Origin of the sequence: Bacillus cereus group sp. BfR-BA-01492, from assembly GCF_022662815.1 — a bacterium.
Classification (GTDB): Bacteria; Bacillota; Bacilli; order Bacillales; family Bacillaceae_G; genus Bacillus_A; species Bacillus_A cereus_BD.
The window spans coordinates 413,451-435,304 of record NZ_JAKUEH010000001.1; the positions used below are offsets into that span (position 1 = coordinate 413,451).

Below are 21,854 nucleotides of genomic sequence, written 5' to 3' on the forward strand. Positions count from 1 at the left end.
CTACCTCGCATTAATGCTGTTGTGTATCTTGCGAATCGGTTCAATTACCTCATCCAAACTCACAAATCTTTCACCTTTTACAGTGAATATCCACACATCAATCTCAGCTTGTTGCATTTCAAACTCAATATCTTCCAATCTTCCGGATGTCAAATTATAATCGTCATCTACAAGAGGAATATCGAAACAACAATGAAGCAGCGCTTCTTGTATTTTTGTTTGGAACTTTAAAGCAACAGTTTCCATCTGGCTATCCTTATCAAGAAATAACGTTCCATGTATCAGCGGACGATATTTAAAGAAACCTGCCGAATCCTTATTCGGTTTGCCAACCGGTGTTTTGAGATAGAAAAAAGGAGGGCGCGTTTCCTGCCTCCTTCTTGTTGTATATCCTTTTATACCGGTAGTCGTTTGAATGAAATGCAATACACTTTTAAGATCAGATGAACCCAATTTCATTCATAATCTCTCCTACTCTATCCTCAAGCCATCGTAATGATTCAGGCTCAAATTCATGCCATGAATCTTCAAGCATATGAGCACCTTCAACCCATTTACCTGCCTTTTTAGCGGCTTCGCGACTCATTCCGCTATTCCGTGTTCTATGACCTGCTTCAACGTATTCTGCATACTCTAAATTAGACCCGACGATGATTTCTACACCGTTACCCATTTTTGTTTTCAAGTAAACAGATCCATTTTCATCGATACCCGCTCCAGCACTAAGAAATGAATTACGTAGCGCTTCTGTATCAACAGGAGTTTTTTCAGCAACTCTGGTCATTAGTTCTAACGCTAATGCCTCACACCAGACCTCTAATAGTCTAGGTAATTGTCTGTTAATCACATTTTTCATGTGCAGCATCCACTCGTCGAATCCTTCTAATACAAAGCCACCTTCAAAGCTGCCACTCATATTTTTGTTACATCCTTCAAATCAATTTCGAAATGATGAACACCTTGCCGATCTGGAATAGGTTCCGGTTTAGACGCAATAAATTTGCCTATGTTGTACCCGCTTTTAGGCTCATACACTTCAATTACATCGCCTGCTACAATACCAGGATAAAGGGTGAGCAGAAGGTGCGTCCCCTCCACTTCTACCCTGCCTATTAGCTCGTTAATCTTACTGAGATTCTTCTTTTCTAATGCACAAGGGATATCTGTTCCAATTTCTTTTTCTTCTTGTTTGCTATCAAACTCTTTTTCATCGTCTACAAAACGAAATATTTTCATTCTATGAAACAATAATTCTTCTAGTCTACTCAAAAGAAGAACACCCCCGAATCGCTTTCTTGCGGCATATAATCTTCTAATATTTCCATAGCAAGTTCACGATACGATTTATTCTTATCGGCATATGTTTCTTTATAAGTAGAACGCTCGATACTCTTCAATTGTGGCACATGTTCATCTTTTACAAGGTAGCAGACAGCAAGTTTGATATCATCAGGGACTTGCTCGCTTAATTCCTTTACTTTTGAGCGCACAAAAATAGAAGCTCTTAGTAAAGCAGCTTCCAGATTATCGACTTTATTCAGTTCGCTAAAAAGGGCAACCGCTTCTTCAGCTGTAATAAGAGCTTTCATATTAGTTGCTCCTTATACATCAATTTGCATTACACCGGATGGATATGAAAGCTCAGGGAATGCAGCTTTACCGATTTCTACAAATTCATTTAATGTATTTTCTTCATTCCAAGTACGAGTATAGATACCAGGTTGACCATTTTTCTCTACTGTCGGACCTTGTACAGTAGATCCTAATGTTTGCTTGCCCTCAATCCCAAGGAATACTACACGTCGTTCTGGCAAATACCGTTCTGTTTTACCATCTTCAAACGTAATTTCTAAATCATTCGTTGTGATTGGCGGGATGTTCCAACGTTTTAAATATGTCGCTAACTCATCAGGTGTTACCATGCCGCCAGCTACACCTTTAATGTTAGAAATAGTAGATTTAGATTGTAAGATATCAAGATAAGCAGCATTAGACATATGAATCGCCAATGGACGACGACCGGCATTTGCTTTTTTAAACTTTTCAATCCAGTCTACTAAATCCTTGATTGGATTAGATTTTTCAACATCACTCCACTTAATCGCTGCAGAAAATGCTTTTGGGACATCAAATGCTAAATCTAATGTAAATCCATCTAAGTTGTATTTGATTCGACCCTTGTATAGTACAGAAGTACGGAAATATTCTTCTGTCTCTTCTACACCTAATTTTAAGTTATCGATGTAGTTGAATACACGATCAATAACTTGTTGGCGCTCCTTATCAAACTTTGTATTCATGATAGTGAGTTGGTCTTTTTGATCAAAGCGATAACGGTGAGCTAACTTAGCAACCTCTGCAACTGCTCGTTCTAAACCTTGTTTATCGCGAAGTGGAGCAGGTGCGCCAAATTCTAATAAATTCGCTGCCACGTTGTTATGTTTTTTAAAGATATCATATGCGAATGAAAGGCTATATACATCCTTATCTCGTGGTAAGAATGGTAATGTTTTTGACTCAAATGGTACTGTTAAATTTTCAACATAGCCAATTAAAGTTTCTCTTTTAAATTCCTCTAATTGTAAAATTGTCATTCGGTTTCACTCTCCTTATCGAATATCCAGCATTTTTGCTTTTACTTTAAACTCTGATGTGATTTCAGGGCATTTCGATTCGTTTACATAGCCACCTACAAGTCCAACTGCTTGTACATCATTTGTATCAATACGGATATCACGGAATAACAGCGAAACTTGTTCTGTAGAGTCCACATCCTTCTCTTTATCAAACGGACGTGTTTTTTTCGTTTCGCTATCCATAATTAATGACGTACCAGCAGGAATGATACCGGGTGTAAATGCTGTATGATCCAGTGTTAGAGTAATTGTTTTTAACCCAACAATGTCACGTAGGATTTCTTTTCCTGCAATCACTGTTTCTTTACGTGTATATAGATTCAATTTATTTCACTCCTTATTTTTGATATGACTGACTACGTTTTTTGGCTAACTCTGCGCCTTTATCATAGTCTGTTTGAGAAGCTGGTGGATTTCCGCCCCCTGGAGCAGTACTTCCTGGTCTTTGTGAACCACCTCCTTGACCAGATCCATTTGACTCTTCGTTCACAAATAAAAAAGGTTTTTCTGTTTTCACTTGCTCAATAGCTTCCTTCATGTTCGTAATTTCGCCAGTGTCAGGGTCTTTTTGTAGCAACGGCTCAACCGCAGTAAAAAGAAGGTCCGCATCGTGCGGATTGTGCTTAAATGCAGCTTTTACAAATGCCAGTTGTGTTTTTAAATTGCTGTTTTCAGCCGTAAGTGTTTCGTTATTAGAACGTAATGTTGCATCTGCTTCTTCTTTCGTTTTCGCAGCACTTAATTTATCCTGCAAGTCTTTTAATGACTCAACACCTATTTTTTTATATAAATCCGCTTTCGTTTGCGTTTCTGCCGCTTTTTTAGCATCAGCAAGCTGTGCATCTAATTGTTCTTGCGTATATGTCACCGGCGGATCATTAGGTGGATCGTTTGGCGGCGGGTCTTGTGGTGGATCAGCTGGTGGATTCGGGTCCGAAAAGTATTGTAAGTTTAAACGTAATTTATATAATGATTTCATCACTCTTCACTCTCCTGTTTCTTCTCTTTTCTATACTGCTTACTATAATCAGCAGCAGAACTTACATTTTGCTCTTTCGCATATTCTTCAAATGTCTTTGCATCAGTACGATATGTTTTACCTGTTTCAAGATTTCTAGCTGCACGTTGGCGATTAGAATTGTCGAAACCTCGTATAATTGGTACAAATATTCTACGACAATTAGGATGAGCTACTTCTGCAATATCCTTCGATTCTTCCACCGTGAATTCTTTACCATCGATGGCACGACAAATAGGGCACGTTCGATTATCTAATGTCTCGAGTACCCTTACACCATTGAGCAAGCTCGTATTCAATTCATTACAGCGTTCTTCAAAGTCATACATGTATTCCTTTTTAGCTGCATTACTAGCTGATATAATTTCAGTTCTGACAAGCCTTTCGCTCTTATATGCTTCTTGGCCAATCTTCTTTTGAAGTTTAGCAGCAGTTTTACGAAATCCTTCGCCACGCTGCATAGAATTAATAAGCGTAGTCCTCAAATTGTATTGGAAATCCTTTGTTTTTCCCCATAGATTTTTGGAAAAATGACCATGTCCCCAATCTTTATTCAAGAGCTTTTTAATTGCTCTTTCTGGAATGACAGGTGGTACTACAATGTATCCTTCAATTTGACCTGCTATTATATATGAAGTAAACGCATAATCCACTTTCGCTACAGTTTGAATGGATGTAGAAGTAGTAGCAATTGCTTTTTGGCCAATACGATTAATGCTATCTTCCATTTGCAGTAGAATCGCTTCTAAATCCTTGCCACGTCTTATTTCATCCCAATCCCACGTATCGGCAGGAGAATCAAGACTTGTTTTTGTATATAGATAAGCTAACTCCTTGTGTATATCTTGCAGAAACTCAGCATACACTTCGAGGAGTACACGAATACGCTGATCTTTGAATTTAATAAGTCTCTTCTGCTGAGTTATTGCCATTTCTTGAAGTTTCTTTATTTGTTCTTGATTCATAACTCATCATCCGTCTTTTCACTCTGCTGCATACGCTTATCACGCTTTGCGAGATGTCCATCGATATCATTTAGATCCACTTCTTTTTTCTCTGCTTCCTCTTGTTTTAAACGTTTTTGTTCTTCTTGTATGTTTTCTACAAAAGGATTGTGTTGCAGACGAGTGAATTTAGATAATTCTCCGTCTTGCTTAGTTAAGATTTCAATTAACTCTTTTACGTTTTGAGGTTTGTTACGATGAACTTCCCACCAGATCCAACGATAGCTATATAAATCTTTTGGCCATTCGTTTCCTGGTAGCATCATCTCTTTTAATACTTCTGCTGGATTCTCAACTTTACTCGCGAGTAGTTTTTGTGCATTTAACATCATTGTGATAATCATCAATTTCCTACGAATATAACGAGATAGGTAAATTTCCTTTTCATTTACTTGCAAATCAAGAGGCGCATATAATTGATCTATAGCAACTCCAGATAAATCGCTGATTGCTTTTTCACTATATATTTTTGGTAGCTGAGAAGTTTCGAAAAGCGAATCAATAATCTGCTTTGCTTGCCATTCAACAGGATCATTTGGCATATCAGCAATCAAATACTTAACATCTACTTTATCGCCCGGTTTTCCCTTTATCCCAATACCTCTGCTCTTTCTCATATCTAACATTTTATCTTTATCAGGCATCGCCCCAATAAATGCTAAATACGGGTCGCAAAACACATCAAGTCGGTTTGAATTATCCGATACAAGCCTAGATAACTCTTCTAATTGTGTAATTATATCGTCTGATAGATTACTTGGACCATAATAAATCTTTCCGCCTTTTGGTTGGGCGAATTCTCCGTTTTGAAAGTAAGCTGCAGGTACAATTGGAATATAGTGCGGCTTAGGATTTTCTCTATACCGCCCATCTAGTGCAAATGAATCGTCTTTTCTTACTAAATAAGTAACTTCTGCACTATCATAAATTTCAATGTACTCCACTTTTTCATCATTCACTGTATCTGTATAACGATGAATAGCAGCTAACATGTCTCCTCTATGATTAAAAATAGGAAAACATTCATTTAATGGATAAGATTTATAACGTATTTGTCCCATCTCATCAAAATAAAAAAGGACTGTCGCTCCTCCAGCAATCAATCCACGTTTAGTATTGAGGAAATCTACCGCATGGTCCTCATTATCTTCTGTTACTTGCTCTAATCGTTCTCTAAATTCCTCCAATATCGCCTTACTTACTCCCTTATCTGTTATCGTATCAGGAATATCTATACTTACCGGCTTACCTAACATATAAGAAGATGGCATATTGCAGATTAGTTTAGAATAGTTCACAACAATGCGATGGTTCGGATCATCTTCCCTTTTCGGCTGTCTTGTTTTTATTTCAAATTCACCATCGTATATCTTTTGTTTGTGTTCTACTTGTTTAAGGATTGAATCGTGTTCTTTTAAGATTTCACTTAGCTGTTTCCACTTATCTTTTTTTAATTCAGCAGTGTACTGCTCCGTCACAATCACACCTCCTTTTCTTTTAAAAAGGGTGCGGAACCATTGCTTCAATCGTTCAAACATAACGCACCTCCTAGAATACACGTTCAAATGATTCGATCGCAGTTTCAACATTCGCAAACGCCAGTACTATTGCATCTGCGCGGTCAGGTGATTGTAGTCCGCGTTTCTTCATATCATCTTTCTTTTCAAGGGCAATCTTTCCTTTTGATGTAATACGGTACTTACGAGTTGTTAATTGTGAAACAAGCTTTTCGTCATTTGGAATACTTACTTTAGAAGGCTCCCCCCTCATATAAGCAGAAAAGTTTTCTTCTAATATTTCTCGTACACCCGCCCATAACTCTGTACTCATATTTTCATAACTAATATCTTGAGCAGAAGAACCGTTGTGTATTGGCATTACCTTGATATAATCTAACCCTTCTTCATAAACAACCTCATCTAATCTATCAACTACACCACCACCAACACCATCAGCATCGACTTTTATGTGTACTTCTTTAATAAAAGAATACATCTTCATATAATTCCTTGCAGCTTCTAATACGCGCCCTGCGGTTTGCGTTGTCCCTTGCTTACTATATCGTTTTAATTCAGTGACCACTGTTCCAATACGAACAGCAATAACTGTCTCATCATCACCAAAACGAGCAACGTCCACGCCAAGATGTAAAATGCGTTCTCTTCTGTCTACTGATAACTTTGTAGCAGCTGCTTGCTCTGCGTATTCCAGTGGGATAAACGCATCTGCCTCAGCTTTAGGGAACTCACCTAATACACGTACCCGATATACATCGCTATCTTCGTTATATTTTCGTTTCAGCATTTCGATGTTATCTTTACTTGTACGTGGCGAATCCATACTAGAAACCTTATGCGCTTTATACATATCGCGGTCTTTATTATGAGAATCATAAAAAACCCCACTTGTTCGAGTTGGGTTGCCGCATAAAAGTAATTTATTTTCTTCACCTGATAATGTACCGAGAATAGCTTCCATGATTGGGTCAGCAATACCAGAAGCTTCATCACATACAAATAACATATAGTCTTCGTGAAAACCTTGCATATTCTCCGGCTTAGTAGCTGTTCTAGCAGTAGCGAACCAACGTTCTTCGCTACCAATCATATAAACTCTTGTTTTAGTCCATTTAAGCAGGTTCTTTACCTTGCTTCTTTCTAACCATTTAGCTATCTCAGCCCACAAAACGGTGAATAACTGTTCTTTCGTAGGAGCAGTACAAATAACTTTCGGATTAGGTCTACAACATAGAAACCAAAGCACTACAACAGATTCAAGGCCCGTCTTACCGACACCTTGACCTGAGCGAACTGTAACTTTAGGGTGTTTCGCTAAGTCCATGAGTACGTTCTTTTGCCACTCATCAGGATAAAAACCTAGCATATCCTCTGCGAAAGCCACTGGATCATCCCAATAAACATCGATAATCTCCATAAATTCGCTAAAAGCTGTATTACTCATTTTGTTCAGCTTCCTTTAGCTTGCGTCTGCGCTCAGCTATCTGCATAAGCGATTCTTTCCAATCTTCTGTGTGTTGGCTCGTATCGCTATCAACTTTAATCGAAGCGATTTCTTTCTTAAGTTTCTCAATACGCAATTTTTGTTCTTCTGTATTGGCTAACTTATCATATTTTTCTATAAGGCCAACAAGTGTTGTCATTGCTTTCGATTGAGCATTTAAGAAACTAGCCTGCTTATCCCAAGCAAACTGGATTTCCCACTCTTCTTCAAAACCACTTTCGGTAAGTTTCTTTTTCCGCAGTTCCTTTGTCATATCTTCGTTATCTCTAACAAACATAATACGTTGAGCATGAATGATTTGAGCATGGTGCAGCATTATACTTTCCCATAAGATTGATAATGGATCGTTGCTTACTGCTTCTTCTAATTCTTTTTTTAAATCATATATTTCTTGCGGTAAATATTTTCTGTATAGCCCATGGGTAACAGCATTACCATTACGCAATGGAGCAGCACCTCCGGAATTACCAACGGCATTTTTATTGCCCTTTTTAGCTCCACCACGATTGTTTACAGCATTCTTATTACCTTTTGGGGCTCCTGGTTTCTTTTTGGAGTACTCCGTATTTTTCTTTGGAGTACTCCGTTCGTTTTTATGGAGTACTCCTTTCAATTGTTGCATCCATTTATCTTTCGTTTTCCATCCTCCTACCGTTTTTTCATTAACAGTTCGTTCGGATGTAGATAATAATTCAGCAATTTTACGATTAGTAATCTCACCATTATGTTCTTTAAATATCTGGTACGCTTTATCGCGATTCGGACTGCGTTGTCTTGCCATATTACATAACACCTGCCTCCTTATCCAATTGTTTGCACTTCCTTCTCTAAACACTCAATGCATATATGAGAATTATCCGTATTCGCTTCACGGATATAAATTTTATCAAAATGAGTAATTGTTAATGGCATTTTTAAGGTCCACATGCAAGGTTCATTACAAACAGAGCATGTAGGAACATTTATATTTTCTTCTTCCATTTACACCACCTCACGCTAATCGCTTTATAAAATAAAAAAGCAGCGGATTCGCTACTTTAAATATTTTTATTTACTTTCTGTTTTCTCTTCGAATGAAGATTTTTGTAAATCACGTTTTATCCATAATCCTTTATTGATTAAATCTTTAACTTCTTTCCCTAACAAAAAGTCTACCGTTTGGCTATTTAGCATCTCCCATATACCTATCAATTCTGTATGTTTAGGAGTATTCATAAAATATTCAAACGTTTTTACACCTTCAAAATGTCTATGATACTCTCTATGACATTCTCCGCATAATGGGACTAAATTATCATAGGCGTTTGTCCCGCCCAACTGTAATGCCTTTTTATGATGTAAGTGAACATCTACAGTGGAACAGCATCTTTCACAAATTTTACTTCTACCAGTCTCTTTCCAATAGGCTTGACTTAAATTACGAAACGATTGACACAGTTCTTCATATGTATCCATCATAAATTCTCCTCTTTATATTCTTTAACTTTAACGTAAATTGTAGACCTTGGAACACCAGTCATTTTAGCTATATCATTTACACTTAATCCATTTGTATTTCTATTAAAGTAAAGGTTTAAAGCTTTTTTCACTTGTTTTTCATCTTGCCCTTTACGTCCCATATGTTTCCCCTGCGCTTTAGCTCTTTCTCGGCCTTCAGACGTTCTTTCATTAATTAAGTCTCTTTCAAATTCAGCAATTGCCCCTAACATGGTAAACATCAATTTACCTGCTGGTGTCGAAAAATCAATTTTTTCTTTTATAAATACAACAGAAATATTTCTCTCATCTAACTCACGTACAATTTTATGTAAATCAAATGTAGAACGTGCTAATCGATCTATTTTATAAACAACCAATTTATCACCAGAGCGCAAATATTCTAAAGCGTTATTTAACTCTTCTCGATTCCTTTTTGCTCCACTTTGCTTTTCTGTAAAAATCTTTTCGCATCCATATTCTTTTAACTTATCTATTTGCAATCCTAAATCTTGATCTTTAGTGCTGACTCTTGCATATCCAATCAAAGCCATTATAAAAAAACTCCCTTTCATCTAAAAGTCTTATATCTTTTGTACATTTAATTCTAGACTAACTTCTAGACGAAAACAAGCATTATTTTTCCATCATTATAGATTGCAAATGTCAATGTCTAGAAGTTTCAACTTTTAGACATTTATTACGTTTACAATATTTGGTTTGTGTTGAGTTTGTTTTGTTAAATGCAACACATTTGCCCTTATCTTCCCTTAACAACAAACAAGACGCCACCCAGATTACAGCAGCGCCCACAATAATTGATATTGGTTTAAAAAACAATGATTAACACCTGTTCTGCCATGTTTTCACTATATCTATAATCGTATCCATTAGCAGTCAAAAATGCCTCTACACTTTCTATAACAGAATTCACATCATCTTTTTCAATAACAACTTTCTTTTCTTCGACTAATTTATTTAAGTATCCAGTTAACTTATTTACTGCTTCTTTCATGTAATTATCCTCCTCCTAACCAAATATCCATTTTATTTTAAAGTCACGTAACGATCGACAACAAACAAGACGCCACCCAAATCACGGCAGCGCCTACGATAGTTATTCCTATATGCATGTCACAACCTCATTTTAACTCTATGCTAATCGCCACTATTCCAAGGAATATTTCAAGCGAGTATTCATCTTTACTAATCCCTAACATAAAGGATGTAGGAAATAAGGTATATCCTGTTATACCCTTCATCTTATATTCATCCTCCTAACCAAATGTCCATTTTGTTCTAATATGCGGGTTAGGATTTGCACCTAACATGGTCGGGTCCGCCTTTCTGTAGTAGCCCGATTAGTAAACGTCTACCTTTTCCGTCACCGCATTACGTTTAATGTGTAATTTCTATATCAGCAGCAAGTGATTCTGCATAATACTTATCTTCCTTATACGATTCAATATAGCTTCTTTTCAGAATATCTAAGTAGTTATCTTCCATATATCCACCTTCTTTTTTAGGTGTCTAATTTGTCTAATAATGCTGCGTAACGTTCGGTTACTCAGATTCTTATATTCCATAGGTATATAAGACAACACACAATACTCATACAACGACATTTCTGTTAATGCGACTAAGACTGCGCACGATTGTATAAGGTTTACTTGTGCGTTTAATGTGTAATTTCTATATAACAAAGAAAAACACCCATTATGGATGCTTTAACTTCTGCATATGTTCTTTTACTCGTTCATTACCTTTTTCCCAATACTCTTTATCAAGTTCGAATCCAATGTAATTACGACTAGTGTTAATACATGCTATAGCAGTTGTAAAGCTACCCATACAATTATCTAGTACAATATCTCCTTCTTTTGTGTATGTCTTAATAAGATATTCAAAAAGAGCAACTGGTTTTTGCGTTGGATGAAATGTTTTACTATCCCTCGGAAAATCAATTACTGACTTAGGATAATTCGTATACTTAGTCACATGTACTTTGTTCAACGATTCGTTATTTCTTTTTCCGAAAATCTTTAACTTTCTAGATGTACTTTTACGATAAATCGGTTTTTCTAGTTTTATTAAATCTTGCGGATAATATTTAGGTAACTTTTTATAAAACACTAATACATTTTCATGATTTTTCAAAGGCATTCTGTTGGCGTTTGGAAAACCAGTCGTATGGTTTCCTTTCTTCCAAATCCATTCATATCGAAATAATTCCATATTAGATGCAATTAATTTCGTTGTAAATGGCTGACTTGCTGTTAAAAGAATAGCCCCGTTGTCTTTTATGATGCGTTCATATTGTTCCCACAATGGACCAAACGGAATAATTTCGTCCCATTTACACGCAGTAGTTCCGTAAGGCAAATCGCAAAGGATTAAATCAATGGATTTATCCTCAATCATTTTCATTCCTTCTAAACAATCCATATTAAACACTTGATTCAACATTCTTATAACCGCCCTTTTCTTGCAAAATAAAAGGTACTCATCCCAACTATTAGAATGAGTACCTTTTGTGTAGTTTCTTAGCATTTTTATAAAAAAATACAAAGAAACTGTTCATCTCCTATTTACACGTGTCGTGATACGTGTTATAATATTTATAGAAAAGGAGGTGAACAAATGACAAGTTATAGTTCAAAAGAAATGTTCAAACGCTTAAAAAAAGCTGGATATGAATTACATAGTGTACGTGGCAGTCACCATCATTTCAAACATCCAGTAACAGGGAAGAAGATTCCAGTCCCACATCCCCGTAAAGATTTAGGCGTTGGACTTACACAAGAAATCTTGAAACAAGCAGGGCTGAAATAGCCCTCCTTGTTTCAAATGAACTATAACAAACATTATACACCAAAAAACAAGAAAGGATTCGATATTATGTCAAAGAATGAAAAAGACTATTACGTATATCCTGCTATCTTTAGATTTGATAGCGATAGCGTACTTGTAACTTTCCCTGATTTACCTGGATGTATGACAAGTGGCAAAAATCAAGAAGAAGCCTTAAAAATGGCTAGAGATGTATTAGGTGGTTTTCTAACAATAATGGAAGAAGATAACGACCCTATCCCTTCGCCAACCCATATAACAGATTTAACAGATTTAAACGATAATGAATATGTTTTATTAGTCGATGTCAGAATGCCGCCATATAGAATGACCGATAATGTTAAATTAAAAAAGAAAACACTAACTATCCCAGAATGGCTAGACAAAGAAGCTGTAAATAAAAACATCAACCAATCAAAATTACTCACTGAATCTTTAAAAGAAACATTAGGTTTCAATGATAATACACACACACCCTAAAAGGACGCTTGAAGCGTCCTTTTTTTTAATCAAAAAGAGGTTGAAATTCTGCACCTCTTTGAACCGACACTTTATAGGTAGGCAAGTATCAGCTCAAAGAAGAGCAGAAGCTCTCCCGTTTAGACCATTAAATTAATGAGAATTAAAGAGTGTACACATATACTAGAAAATCAAGAGAACAACGAGATTTGTTATATCTTATTTCCTTCTAGTATTAAAAAAACAACTGTCGATCCACGAAGCAACTGGGTTTACTCCATCAGTAACCAACAAGATAAAGTTTCGGAAGCCTTTCATATATAGTGGGCATTCGTATGACAAAAAATAGCGTTTTTAAGATAAAAAGCCTCAGCCAACCATGCAGAAGAGACTTTCTTTAATTTGTTTCCCTATTTTTTCGTCTGCTCTTCGTAATACCGTTTGAACAGTAGACTTCGATTTATTCATCATTATAGAAATTTCTCCCATCGAAAAACAATATCCTTTAAACATGATATACATTTCCCTCTCTGACTCCGATAATGTAGATAACGCATCATCTAACATGATTCGCTCCCATTCAGAAATTACACTTTCTTTTTCTTCTTTATCCCATTCATATTTTGTCGGTGTACTACGGAAATATCTTTGCATTAATAGCGGGTCACACGCCTTTTCACGCTCATATGCCGCTCTACGTTCAATGCCCCTCTTCGCCCCTGGTTGCTTTGCTGTACGCATCCATTCCAAGGCATATTCTATATCACTAATCATTTCTTTAATTACTTTTACATCTGCTTCCGCAGCAACCTCTTTCGCTTTCTCTAATTGTTTCAATGTTTCTCTGTATTCTTTCATTAATTCTTTCATTTTCATGGTCTATTTCCTCCTTTTAAATAAAAAAGAGGACGCTGAATTATAAATAGGAAAGATTACATTCCTATATACAATCAACGCCCTCTGAATCCGGACTATTAACTTCATTTTTTATGTTTATCCTTATAATATGGTATGTGAAATTTTTTATTTTAAATTTCTTTTCTGTAGTTGCTCAATTACATACCCACCACTGTTAACGCCTATTTTTCTTGCAATTTCTGCATATGTTAATCCTTCTTCTCTCATCGATAAAGCCACTACACATAATTTATCCCAATCTTCTTTTGTTCTTCTCTTTGGAGCATCCGCTGCATATGTACCACCTATATGAGTTCCTAGCTTGTTAATTCGTTTCCCTATCTCACAAACTGTTAAGCAATATTTTGTATTTGCATGCTGTTTACAATTTGCGCAATGCTCGTCCTGTAGGTTTAAAATCTTTATACGGATTTCCTTCTTATCCATTTTCCGATTTCCCCCATTAACCACATATTGGCCATTCTAATTTTTCTACTTGTTGCAGATAATCAACTAGTGCTCGATCTGTTCGTTTCACTACATATGCTCTTTTTTCGAATTCTTCTCGTGGGATAGATTTGCGGCCATTATCATATAGCATAGCTTCATAGTATTCTGCTACCAATTCGATAGGAGTAAAATAAATAACCTGGTCTGTTCTGAATTCTATTAAAAAGAAGCAAATAGCCCCTCTCTCTTGCGTATCCCTTAAAAAATCAATTTGGTGCCTATGAATATTATCTAATGGGAATCTACTTGTTTCCTTAGTAGACTTTGCTTCAAAGTAGATTGCTCTACCTTTGTATACACCGTCATAATCTACTGTAGATTTATCTTGCCAGCAGCTTTTCGTTATTTGTCCTAGCTTATTTGTTTTTAATACTTTTACAGGTGTAGGACGTTTATTAATTATTGCCACCATTGCTGATTTATACATTCGATTTGTAATGTTTAATAGATGCTCAAATGCCATCCCTCTATTTGCATATCCCATGATTTTCCCTCTTTCTATCGTTATTACTATTTTCTTATACAAAAGGATTATTTGGTTAAGTTTTCAAACTTAGCTCTGCCTATTACTTCAACTTTAGTCATACTAGTGATCCATCTATTAATAAAACGCTATCCTCACAATCACAAAATTCCGCGTGTAATTTATTTATTGGAGTGTCTATGGTAGGTCTAGCAAGACTAACCAAATATGTTGATAACGCTTGTTCACGCGTTAACTCTACTGGAACAGCTTCTTCTTTAACTTGTTCCGCACTATCACCAGCGACATTTTCTACATATATTTCAATCGCTTTATCCACATCGCCATTTACCGCAATTAACGCATAATATTCATGCTTATTAAACTCAAAGTATTTCATATCCATTCCTCCTTGAATATAACCAATAACTTGTCATATACTATCTATGCATCTAGGTTTTCATTTTGATCGGAGCAGTTAACTCTTGTTGGCTGCTCTTTTATTGCTTGTTCACTTCCACCCAAACTCCATGTTTCATTTCCCAACCTTGGTTGTACAATTGGAATATTTGTTTTTCTACTTGAGACATTTTCCTTTCTTTTTGCTTTTCAAGATCTTGCAGTTCCTTTTGTAGTGATTTAATCTGATTCTCATACTCTTCAAGTGCTTGCATATCTGTTTTTACATAATGCTTATAAGCTGCAACTCTTTCTTCTGGCCACTTGTCCATATCTATTCCCCTTTTCTCCAAAATGAAATTTTTATTAATCATCTATTAGGACCATTCGAAGTCGTTTCGTGCTATTTCCACAGCGTTTTTCATATATAGGGAAAGTCATATACCTCAAAAAATCTATTGACTTATTAGTTTCCGCATGAATTTCTGCTATTGTCCCTTCTGTAATGAAACGCTCGCCTTTATACAATGCGTAAATTCGTCTGTACCACGGTTTCCCCATATTTATTCTCCTTTCAACTAAAATAGCGTTTTTATTAAGAAATTTTTTCTAATTCATGTTCGGCATACCATGTAGACGGTCGTCCTATGATGTTATACTGAAATCCGAATGCAGGATTATTTAATGCACACCACCAATGATCAACCGTAACTACTTCGCCAGTTTCTTTAATCCGAACCCTTTCACCATCTTCAAATAGATGTGTTCTTTCTTCCATATTGATTTCTCCCTCCAATTAAGGATTTTGTTTAGTATTCTGTTGAAGCTATAATGCATGGGCTTGTAATGTTGTCATTTTTAATTACCCATTCAAATGTCTTGCGGACTACTATCGAATCTCCAAGTGGTCTTCCACATTGGAAATTGTCCTTTTCACTTTCTGGCAACTCATCTATGTCTACATACGTAACTTCTTGCAAACTAACTTCCCCGACGAACCCTTCGTTTATATCTTCATCTTCAAGGCCACATTCTTTCTTGTAATACGCTTTTGCTTGTTCTTCATTTTCAGCGCAAACCCAATCGCAATCATTCATTTTAAAAACTTTCATTGTAATCCCTCCATAGCTAATTTCATTGCTTCATGTAAACTATCCGATGACCAATGTCCCTCGTCTGCTAATGAATCATAAATCTCATTCGTTGTTAGTCCTACCATGAGTTCAACTTGAATTCTTCTAATTAACTTTCCGAAGTTATTTGTATAATTCAATTGATCCACCCTTTTCTCTAAAATAACTATTTTATTAAGAAAACTTATTTGCATTTTTCAATTTAACGTTTTCTAATTCAAGTTCACTTATTCTCCTTTGTAACTTTTTAATTGTGTTTATTGCCATAAAAGCAATGTCTTGAGCTTCTTTTTCGTATTCTTCACGAGTCAACGATCCATCTGTATTACCTCTCAGATGCCACAATTCCGATAACGTTTTATCAACTCTCATTTCTCATTCCCCTTTTCGATTAATCTTTATAAGGTTGCCAATTCATACCGTCCAAATTAATAGTTTCTTTTCCGTAAACTTTGCGCCCACGCCCTTGCTCAACTTTGGTTATTTCGTACCACTTGCCAGTATCATCATCTTTCACAACCCCTTTACTTGGCTTGTAAGAGAATGAAAACACCTTTTCACCATCTACATAAAACGGATACATTGTAACCCTCCTTTCCGACCAAATAACGCTTTGGTTATAAATCAGCTACTTTAAAAATCCTTTTATCACAATCAATACAATACGCAAATTTACTGTCCTTATAATTTAGATAATCATGAAAATCTCCATTCTCACGTTCGCTCCCATCGAAATTGTGTCTCCAAATAGATGAACCAGATATTTGTACTTTCGTATAATACCCTTCATTAGAACCACAATGAGGGCATTCATCTATTGGCGCTTTGACTTCATTCATTTCATCCCCTCATTTCTCTACAAAATTCAAAATGTATTACTTTACAAATCCACTTCGAATACAAATTTCAAAAGATACATAGCGAGCGTGATAAGAGCCCACGCTATCGCTACGACTGCAAAATCCGCTTTCTTCATTCAAACCACCACACTGCAATAGTAATCACCCAAACTAGCGCAATCCACTTCGTATCACTCATTGTCACATCCACCACTTTCTGCTCTCAGTTAAACTTTCTTTGGTTGAGCACCGTGTACTACTGCAGCACGCGGCAAAAAGTTTCTAACAAGATATAATGCTTCATGTTCATCTTTTGCATTGATATCTACATTTAGCTCACCTATCATTGGCGGGATCTCATATGTAACTACAAATAGATACATCTCAATACCCACTCGCTTGACGCACAAAGTTTTCTTTGTTTTTCTCTTTATAAGCACGCACAATATCTTCGTATTTATATCCATATAAGTAGCAAAGACGGAAGAAAATGCCGAACGCTCTGCTCAAACGGGTCATTGCTACATTAAGATTTTTGTAATAACACCAGGATTTTTTAGCAGCCAATGTATCTTGTATGTACCATTCGAACAATAAATTGACATTCGATACATTATTTTTCATAATGTGTTGATAACAAAAGTGCGGCACAATTCTACGTTTCAATGTATACCGGTCTAACTCAATAACAATATTCATAAGGAAGTGAAACCCATCTATCAATTCTTCAAGAAGACCTTGCTTTGGTGTTCCGAATTCTACACTCCACATTTTGAATGCTCTTGTTTCATTCCATGCTTCCCCGATTTCAACTAATAACGCTCGAAATAGCATATCTGCCTTATCGTTCCCCTTATATCCAATGCGCTTGTCTAGTTCCTTCTGCATTTCGAATAGTTCCGTAATATCGAAAGTTTGTTTCTTCTCTACTTCTGTAATTTCGTGTAATTTAATCATCATAGATCCACTCCTAATACAAATTTCAAAAGATACATAGCGAGCGTGATAAGAAACCACGCTATCGCTACGACCGCGAAATCTTCTTTCTTCATTCGAACCACCATGCCGCAATAGTAATCACCCAAACTAGCACAATCCACTTCGTATCGCTCATCCTGCTGCATCCTCCACACAGAAGCGTAACTCTACATCGCTAGCTGGAAAATACTTGACTGGGGCGTCATCATCATTGATTTCCACACAACCGATAACGTGTTCGAACTTATTATCTTCTGTTTGAACAACCACTATATATAAAGCGTCCTCACGTTCAACAATGTCTCCTAACTCGAACTCGTCCATTTCACGACCTTTCTTGTGAAATACCATGAAGCGTTCAAACTCTTCTAATTCTTCATCTGTTGGCTTGCGGAATGTACCATCATGCTTAGTAAAATATCCGTCTCCATCGAACACGAAATTTTTCGCTACTATAACAGCCAAGCTCGGCCAATATTGATTGCCATCTACTTCTTTATGCACTGCATACCATTTCTCATTATCACGCGATTCAAATACGTACATTTCACCCTCTTCCAACTTCAAAGGTTCCGCATAGTCAATAAACTCATTTTTGAAAAAGAAATTAATCGACTCATTAACTACCCCTTCGTTATCGCCTGCTCTCATCCAAATCTCATTCTCTTTAATTTTCCAAGCACAACCCTTTTCTTGAGTTGTAATCCAATGTGTTTTCATCCGTTCAATAGCTTCAAAACCTGTGTATGTTTTCATAGTTTCCTCCTCTAGTAAACGCAAATCTCCAATCGGTGCAAAAGTTAACACATCGTTCCCGTCAAATAAGCACCAACCTTTCCAATCATCTTGATGGTCGAATGTACCAACTCTTTTCTTGCCGTAACTCATAAAATAAACTCTGTCGCCTTTTTGAAATTTACTCATTTTATTCACCCTCCAAAATTTGTTCTATTTTATCCGCGATACCGTCCATAACCTGTTGCTCTACATCTAAGCGTTCGTATTCACACTCATCGCCTTGATCTAATAGCTTTATGGCTGTACCACGTTTCAACATCGCTTCTGTTCGTAGATTACTAACTAATGCTTGTAATTGTTTTTTCATCATGAAGCACTTCCTTTTGTTTATCTATATCGATAATTTGTTGTTCATGTTTCTTTAACTGTTCCTCGATCCATTCCCCTGTCGTTTTAGCGTATTCCTCTCGTGTATGAGCGTTTTGAGAAGGAGACGATACAAATACCATTCCCCAACTACTTACGCTCGTTATATGGACGCCTGGACGCATTACAGTGATAGACATTTTATTCACCTCATGTCGTTCTATAACTTGCACCTTTCACTTGATACAAATAATCCTTACTCATTCCAAACAACCGATCAGCGGCCGCGAATCCGATTTTGTCCTCCAGCGTATCCAAATCCTCATTGCTGGTGTACCAGATTGGTAGATTGTGCAAATATCGTTCATTAATAATCTTGTAGTACATATCTTCTTTAAATTCGCTGTACTTTGATTTCGCAATGTCATCCCAAATGAGAATGTCACATGTGCATAAATCATGAAGTATTTCATTCAAACGCTTTTTATTGTCGTTTAAAAACGCCGCACTTTGGATTTCAGCCATGATATTTACATCTTGGACACATAACACTCGGACTCCACGAGGACGCCCTGTATGCTTGTCTGTGACTTTAAAATGATTCAATGCGTATTTCGCTGCCGCTACCTGTAAATGAGTTTTACCTAAACCGTATGAGTTATTGGCTTGTCTCATTTTGTTACGCTCACCTGGAGGCAAAGCTTTTAATTTCGTTTCACCTACCTCGGCGACAAAGCCAATACTATTTATCTTCGAGTCACGTATCTCATTAAAGATTTTTAAATATTCAATCATCGCATTGTACAAGGTTTGCTGAACTGCTGTTTCCCTTACATAATTATCAAACCGTGCATTTTCGAACTCAGACGGAATCATAGCGTTTTTAAATCTAGCTATAAGGCTCTTTCGTTCTAAGCATTCACATTCAATCGCAACATCCACATATTTTCCATTCAAAAACTCAGACGGTTGCTTTTCGAATATGTAGCCCCTATCACCGCACTTCTTACACTCAACCGATTGTTTTTGCGAATCCTCGGTTATCGGCTGGTTTGATTCCTCTTCCAACTTCTTCTGGTACATGATCTGCGCTCTTTCCATAAGACCCGACATTATATCCCCGAGTTTTTCCATTCTTCCACAACTCCCATTGCTGTAAATAACTTTCAAATTTAGTCCCAAACAACGTTTCTGGTCTCAAATATTTAGCTTGTGGTGTTCCAGTCCATTCAGCATGTTTTACATCGATAACTTTTTTAAAATCATCTACAGTAAACTTTTCACTCAATCTAGCTTTAATAAGAGACTGCGTCTTTTTAGTAGTTGAACGATAAGAAGAAGAGCAAACATCGTTGAGATAGGTTACTATCTCGACTATATATTTATTAACATCAGTATTTAGTTCTTTAGTATTTGGTTCTTTAGTATTTAGTAGCTTGGGATTTTCCACCGGTGGGTTTTCCACTGGTGGCTTTTCCACCAATGGCTTTTCCACCACTGGCTCTTTTTGTGGTATCTCATATATAACAGTTTCCCATTTGATTATTTTGTTTTTATCGTCTCTAACAGGGAACCTATGAAGATATCCATGCTCTTTCAACTCATTCATCCCAGCTCTCAAACTATCTAAACCATCTTTCGCATGTGTAGCTAACTCTTCTCTATAAAACACCCAATCATCAGGAAGAGAGAGGATATAAGCTAGAATGCCTTTTGCCTTCCAAGACAACTGTTCATCTTTTAAACCTGTATTATTAATAGTGGTATAATTTCTATCTTTAACAACCCTGTATATACCCATTCATCTCACCTTCTTCATAACCACTTCATAATAAAAACCACGGTCACGATCTAAGACGAAACATCCTTTGAACAAGTGTGGATTTTCGTCCTTTTCATGTCTCACTGTTTCCAGTACCTTTCGAATAGGAAAGAGGTAATCAAAACCCTCTTTCTCTAAACGACGGCAACGCTTGATTAATTCTGATAACCTTCTATCACGTAAATACCGAGTGCGCGAACTCTTGTTTAATGCTAATGGTATAGAGCCATCACGAATTATCGTTTTCATTCCTCTGACACCTCAGCATATTCAACATCAATGAATCCTGCATCAGCTTCTACACCTGTGTTATTTTCTTTCACTTTCATAATCCCATTGTCTTGATTAGCCGCTTCGATTACTTGTCGCGATTCTTCTCGTTCAATAGATAATGGTGCTGTTTTTAGGAGTTTAATAATGACTGTTTTCTTTGCCATTTCAACAAAGTGATCTTTCCAAGGGCCAAACACCGCGCCATTCTTTTGCGATTTCGTGAATCTATCACGATGGCCTTCTACTTGTTTACGACTCATGACAACGAAGTCATAAGAACCATCCTTCAGCTTATATACTGCGTAAAAATGAGTGATTTTATTTTGGTCTTCTTCGCCACATGGCTTGTGGACGATATTCTTTTCTAATCCATACTCATATTCGAATTCATCACCTTCATAAACTTCATGAGCATAGATTGCTTTGACCTCGCCGCTGCGTCTTACAAGTTCCATGATGCCTTTATAACCTAATTGGAATTGTGCTTCTTTACGTTTTGTTTTGTTGTTATAGAAAGGAACGATGTATGCATGACCTAATAAGTTCGGTTCCAATCCTAATGAACCACAGTTCACAACTGCACCAACGATTGTTTCTGGTGCACATTCTAATAACGCTGGGTTACGTGTAGTTGCATTAAGGCCAACTCGAATTAATCGCTCTGGTGTCATATGTTTCGGTAATACCGATTCGATAGTTTTAAAGCTATCTTTAAACATAAGTTTCAATTGCTTATTAAGATTCGTTTCAGTTGATACTCCTGTTGTTTGTTGTGCTGCCATTTGTTGTTTTAAAGTTTCGTTAGTCGCCATTAGTTTTTACCTCCAAATTGTTTTACTAATACATGTTCAGAAGCGTCATTTAAGTTCCAACCAGCATCAAAATTACCATCTACATGTTTTTGTACAAACCAACATACTTTAGAATGATTATCCAACTCCTCACAAACTCTATCCCAAGCCTACTGTAATG

General features: G+C 36.5%; 39 protein-coding genes. 2 read left to right on the top strand and 37 right to left on the bottom strand.

The window, feature by feature from the left end:
* From MR063_RS02295 to MR063_RS02370, 16 genes are all read right to left on the bottom strand, one after another.
* The gene (locus MR063_RS02295) at window positions 1-459 is read right to left on the bottom strand and encodes a hypothetical protein (protein ID WP_242145578.1); all 459 of its coding nucleotides are present in this window, start codon (window positions 457-459) and stop codon (window positions 1-3) included.
* Entirely contained in the window at window positions 440-916 is a 477-nt protein-coding gene (locus MR063_RS02300) for an HK97 gp10 family phage protein (RefSeq protein ID WP_242145577.1), read from the bottom strand. Before MR063_RS02300 ends, MR063_RS02295 begins: the two co-directional genes overlap by 20 nt.
* Window positions 913-1,269, bottom strand: a complete 357-nt coding sequence (locus tag MR063_RS02305) for a hypothetical protein (RefSeq protein ID WP_242145576.1) — start codon at window positions 1,267-1,269, stop codon at window positions 913-915. Before MR063_RS02305 ends, MR063_RS02300 begins: the two co-directional genes overlap by 4 nt.
* Window positions 1,266-1,589 (bottom strand): hypothetical protein, encoded by a 324-nt coding sequence (locus MR063_RS02310; RefSeq protein WP_242145575.1) that lies wholly within the window; start codon window positions 1,587-1,589, stop codon window positions 1,266-1,268. The genes MR063_RS02305 and MR063_RS02310 overlap by 4 nt, the downstream gene beginning before the upstream one ends.
* 12 nt (window positions 1,590-1,601) lie before the next feature.
* Window positions 1,602-2,594, bottom strand: coding sequence for a major capsid protein (locus MR063_RS02315; protein WP_242145574.1), 993 nt, complete (start codon window positions 2,592-2,594; stop codon window positions 1,602-1,604).
* 15 nt (window positions 2,595-2,609) lie between these two features.
* On the bottom strand, window positions 2,610-2,960 hold the full coding sequence (locus tag MR063_RS02320) for a hypothetical protein (protein WP_242145573.1): 351 nt from the start codon (window positions 2,958-2,960) through the stop codon (window positions 2,610-2,612).
* 13 nt (window positions 2,961-2,973) lie between these two features.
* Window positions 2,974-3,615: a phage scaffolding protein gene (locus tag MR063_RS02325; RefSeq protein WP_472927016.1), complete on the bottom strand. Its 642-nt coding sequence runs from the start codon at window positions 3,613-3,615 to the stop codon at window positions 2,974-2,976.
* On the bottom strand, window positions 3,615-4,619 hold the full coding sequence (locus tag MR063_RS02330) for a minor capsid protein (protein WP_242145571.1): 1,005 nt from the start codon (window positions 4,617-4,619) through the stop codon (window positions 3,615-3,617). Before MR063_RS02330 ends, MR063_RS02325 begins: the two co-directional genes overlap by 1 nt.
* Entirely contained in the window at window positions 4,616-6,196 is a 1,581-nt protein-coding gene (locus MR063_RS02335) for a phage portal protein (RefSeq protein WP_242145570.1), read from the bottom strand. The genes MR063_RS02330 and MR063_RS02335 overlap by 4 nt, the downstream gene beginning before the upstream one ends.
* 10 nt (window positions 6,197-6,206) lie before the next feature.
* Window positions 6,207-7,619 carry a DEAD/DEAH box helicase family protein gene (locus tag MR063_RS02340; protein WP_242145569.1) on the bottom strand — a complete coding sequence of 471 codons (1,413 nt, stop codon included), beginning with the start codon at window positions 7,617-7,619 and terminating at the stop codon, window positions 6,207-6,209.
* Entirely contained in the window at window positions 7,612-8,460 is an 849-nt protein-coding gene (terS, locus tag MR063_RS02345; RefSeq protein ID WP_242145568.1) for a phage terminase small subunit, read from the bottom strand. Before terS ends, MR063_RS02340 begins: the two co-directional genes overlap by 8 nt.
* 20 nt (window positions 8,461-8,480) lie before the next feature.
* Window positions 8,481-8,660: a hypothetical protein gene (locus tag MR063_RS02350; RefSeq protein ID WP_087099785.1), complete on the bottom strand. Its 180-nt coding sequence runs from the start codon at window positions 8,658-8,660 to the stop codon at window positions 8,481-8,483.
* A 66-nt stretch (window positions 8,661-8,726) separates the two neighbouring features.
* Window positions 8,727-9,134: an HNH endonuclease signature motif containing protein gene (locus tag MR063_RS02355; RefSeq protein WP_087099787.1), complete on the bottom strand. Its 408-nt coding sequence runs from the start codon at window positions 9,132-9,134 to the stop codon at window positions 8,727-8,729.
* On the bottom strand, window positions 9,134-9,709 hold the full coding sequence (locus MR063_RS02360) for a recombinase family protein (RefSeq protein WP_087099789.1): 576 nt from the start codon (window positions 9,707-9,709) through the stop codon (window positions 9,134-9,136). Before MR063_RS02360 ends, MR063_RS02355 begins: the two co-directional genes overlap by 1 nt.
* A 275-nt stretch (window positions 9,710-9,984) precedes the next feature.
* On the bottom strand, window positions 9,985-10,170 hold the full coding sequence (locus MR063_RS02365) for a hypothetical protein (RefSeq protein WP_087099791.1): 186 nt from the start codon (window positions 10,168-10,170) through the stop codon (window positions 9,985-9,987).
* Between the two features lie 701 nt (window positions 10,171-10,871).
* Entirely contained in the window at window positions 10,872-11,621 is a 750-nt protein-coding gene (locus MR063_RS02370; protein ID WP_242161961.1) for a DNA-methyltransferase, read from the bottom strand.
* Window positions 11,622-11,795: 174 nt separating this feature from the next.
* Here MR063_RS02370 and MR063_RS02375 point away from each other — a divergent pair, with 174 nt between their 5' ends.
* Together MR063_RS02375 and MR063_RS02380 are read left to right on the top strand one after the other, a co-directional pair.
* The gene (locus tag MR063_RS02375) at window positions 11,796-11,987 is read left to right on the top strand and encodes a type II toxin-antitoxin system HicA family toxin (RefSeq protein WP_087099634.1); all 192 of its coding nucleotides are present in this window, start codon (window positions 11,796-11,798) and stop codon (window positions 11,985-11,987) included.
* Between the two features lie 66 nt (window positions 11,988-12,053).
* Window positions 12,054-12,485 (top strand): type II toxin-antitoxin system HicB family antitoxin, encoded by a 432-nt coding sequence (locus MR063_RS02380; protein ID WP_087099636.1) that lies wholly within the window; start codon window positions 12,054-12,056, stop codon window positions 12,483-12,485.
* A gap of 348 nt (window positions 12,486-12,833) precedes the next feature.
* On the opposite strand, the gene MR063_RS02385 is transcribed toward MR063_RS02380, so the two are convergent.
* From MR063_RS02385 to MR063_RS21740, 21 genes are all read right to left on the bottom strand, one after another.
* Window positions 12,834-13,334, bottom strand: a complete 501-nt coding sequence (locus tag MR063_RS02385) for a sigma factor-like helix-turn-helix DNA-binding protein (RefSeq protein ID WP_087099703.1) — start codon at window positions 13,332-13,334, stop codon at window positions 12,834-12,836.
* Between the two features lie 153 nt (window positions 13,335-13,487).
* On the bottom strand, window positions 13,488-13,808 hold the full coding sequence (locus MR063_RS02390; RefSeq protein ID WP_087099638.1) for a zinc-finger domain-containing protein: 321 nt from the start codon (window positions 13,806-13,808) through the stop codon (window positions 13,488-13,490).
* A 16-nt stretch (window positions 13,809-13,824) separates the two neighbouring features.
* On the bottom strand, window positions 13,825-14,355 hold the full coding sequence (locus MR063_RS02395; RefSeq protein ID WP_087099640.1) for a Holliday junction resolvase RecU: 531 nt from the start codon (window positions 14,353-14,355) through the stop codon (window positions 13,825-13,827).
* 97 nt (window positions 14,356-14,452) lie between these two features.
* Window positions 14,453-14,734, bottom strand: coding sequence for a hypothetical protein (locus MR063_RS02400; protein WP_242145563.1), 282 nt, complete (start codon window positions 14,732-14,734; stop codon window positions 14,453-14,455).
* 100 nt (window positions 14,735-14,834) lie between these two features.
* The gene (locus MR063_RS02405; RefSeq protein WP_242161962.1) at window positions 14,835-15,065 is read right to left on the bottom strand and encodes a hypothetical protein; all 231 of its coding nucleotides are present in this window, start codon (window positions 15,063-15,065) and stop codon (window positions 14,835-14,837) included.
* 263 nt (window positions 15,066-15,328) lie between these two features.
* Window positions 15,329-15,511 carry a hypothetical protein gene (locus MR063_RS02410; RefSeq protein WP_242161963.1) on the bottom strand — a complete coding sequence of 61 codons (183 nt, stop codon included), beginning with the start codon at window positions 15,509-15,511 and terminating at the stop codon, window positions 15,329-15,331.
* A gap of 31 nt (window positions 15,512-15,542) precedes the next feature.
* Window positions 15,543-15,845 carry a hypothetical protein gene (locus tag MR063_RS02415; protein ID WP_242161964.1) on the bottom strand — a complete coding sequence of 101 codons (303 nt, stop codon included), beginning with the start codon at window positions 15,843-15,845 and terminating at the stop codon, window positions 15,543-15,545.
* Window positions 15,842-16,006 (bottom strand): hypothetical protein, encoded by a 165-nt coding sequence (locus MR063_RS02420; protein WP_242161999.1) that lies wholly within the window; start codon window positions 16,004-16,006, stop codon window positions 15,842-15,844. The genes MR063_RS02415 and MR063_RS02420 overlap by 4 nt, the downstream gene beginning before the upstream one ends.
* A gap of 34 nt (window positions 16,007-16,040) precedes the next feature.
* Window positions 16,041-16,238 carry a hypothetical protein gene (locus tag MR063_RS02425; RefSeq protein ID WP_242161965.1) on the bottom strand — a complete coding sequence of 66 codons (198 nt, stop codon included), beginning with the start codon at window positions 16,236-16,238 and terminating at the stop codon, window positions 16,041-16,043.
* A gap of 19 nt (window positions 16,239-16,257) precedes the next feature.
* Entirely contained in the window at window positions 16,258-16,449 is a 192-nt protein-coding gene (locus MR063_RS02430) for a hypothetical protein (RefSeq protein WP_000283199.1), read from the bottom strand.
* Between the two features lie 34 nt (window positions 16,450-16,483).
* Window positions 16,484-16,705, bottom strand: a complete 222-nt coding sequence (locus tag MR063_RS02435; protein WP_242161966.1) for a hypothetical protein — start codon at window positions 16,703-16,705, stop codon at window positions 16,484-16,486.
* 227 nt (window positions 16,706-16,932) lie between these two features.
* The gene (locus MR063_RS02440; RefSeq protein ID WP_176371966.1) at window positions 16,933-17,088 is read right to left on the bottom strand and encodes a hypothetical protein; all 156 of its coding nucleotides are present in this window, start codon (window positions 17,086-17,088) and stop codon (window positions 16,933-16,935) included.
* A 1-nt stretch (window position 17,089) separates the two neighbouring features.
* Window positions 17,090-17,662 (bottom strand): dUTP diphosphatase, encoded by a 573-nt coding sequence (locus MR063_RS02445; protein WP_242193160.1) that lies wholly within the window; start codon window positions 17,660-17,662, stop codon window positions 17,090-17,092.
* 153 nt (window positions 17,663-17,815) lie between these two features.
* Complete coding sequence (locus MR063_RS02450; RefSeq protein ID WP_094398390.1) at window positions 17,816-18,607, bottom strand: hypothetical protein; 792 nt, start codon at window positions 18,605-18,607, stop codon at window positions 17,816-17,818.
* A 1-nt stretch (window position 18,608) separates the two neighbouring features.
* Window positions 18,609-18,788, bottom strand: coding sequence for a hypothetical protein (locus tag MR063_RS02455; protein ID WP_048723904.1), 180 nt, complete (start codon window positions 18,786-18,788; stop codon window positions 18,609-18,611).
* Window positions 18,760-18,987 (bottom strand): hypothetical protein, encoded by a 228-nt coding sequence (locus tag MR063_RS02460; protein WP_048723903.1) that lies wholly within the window; start codon window positions 18,985-18,987, stop codon window positions 18,760-18,762. Before MR063_RS02460 ends, MR063_RS02455 begins: the two co-directional genes overlap by 29 nt.
* Window positions 18,988-18,997: 10 nt before the next feature.
* Window positions 18,998-19,900 (bottom strand): ATP-binding protein, encoded by a 903-nt coding sequence (locus MR063_RS02465; protein WP_313928212.1) that lies wholly within the window; start codon window positions 19,898-19,900, stop codon window positions 18,998-19,000.
* Window positions 19,800-20,588 carry a conserved phage C-terminal domain-containing protein gene (locus MR063_RS02470; protein ID WP_242145937.1) on the bottom strand — a complete coding sequence of 263 codons (789 nt, stop codon included), beginning with the start codon at window positions 20,586-20,588 and terminating at the stop codon, window positions 19,800-19,802. The genes MR063_RS02465 and MR063_RS02470 overlap by 101 nt, the downstream gene beginning before the upstream one ends.
* Window positions 20,589-20,858, bottom strand: coding sequence for a hypothetical protein (locus MR063_RS02475; RefSeq protein ID WP_210351773.1), 270 nt, complete (start codon window positions 20,856-20,858; stop codon window positions 20,589-20,591).
* The gene (locus tag MR063_RS02480) at window positions 20,855-21,694 is read right to left on the bottom strand and encodes a recombinase RecT (RefSeq protein WP_094396556.1); all 840 of its coding nucleotides are present in this window, start codon (window positions 21,692-21,694) and stop codon (window positions 20,855-20,857) included. The genes MR063_RS02475 and MR063_RS02480 overlap by 4 nt, the downstream gene beginning before the upstream one ends.
* Window positions 21,694-21,819: a hypothetical protein gene (locus MR063_RS21740; RefSeq protein WP_269149240.1), complete on the bottom strand. Its 126-nt coding sequence runs from the start codon at window positions 21,817-21,819 to the stop codon at window positions 21,694-21,696. The genes MR063_RS02480 and MR063_RS21740 overlap by 1 nt, the downstream gene beginning before the upstream one ends.
* Between the last annotated feature and the right edge of the window lie 35 nt (window positions 21,820-21,854).